The organism is Alcanivorax sp. HI0083 (assembly GCF_001635175.1).
This window is the reverse complement of sequence record NZ_LWFX01000009.1, coordinates 1-333: the sequence shown is the minus strand read 5'-3', so window position 1 is coordinate 333 and position 333 is coordinate 1. Positions and strand designations below refer to the sequence as shown.

Sequence of the window (333 nt, the reverse complement as noted above, 5' to 3'; positions counted from 1 at the left end):
CGTGGCCGGGTGAAAAAGCAGATGGAGAAAAGCCAGCGCGAGTATTACCTGAACGAACAGATGAAAGCCATCCAGAAAGAGCTGGGTGATCTGGAAGACAGTGGTAATGACCTGGACGATCTGGAAAAGAAAATCGACAGCTCGGGCATGCCAAAAGAGGCCCGTGACAAGGCTCAGGCAGAGCTGAACAAGCTCAAGATGATGTCCCCCATGTCGGCGGAAGCCACGGTTGTGCGCGGCTATCTGGACTGGATGACCTCGGTGCCATGGAAAAAGCGCAGCCGGGTGCGTCATGACCTGAATTACGCCAAGGAAGTACTGGACCGGGACCAC

1 pseudogene is annotated in these 333 nt (G+C 55.3%); it reads left to right on the top strand.

Annotation, left to right across the window (positions count from 1 at the left end):
• Positions 1-333, top strand: a pseudogene (locus A3754_RS00195) (endopeptidase La); the annotation flags it as partial.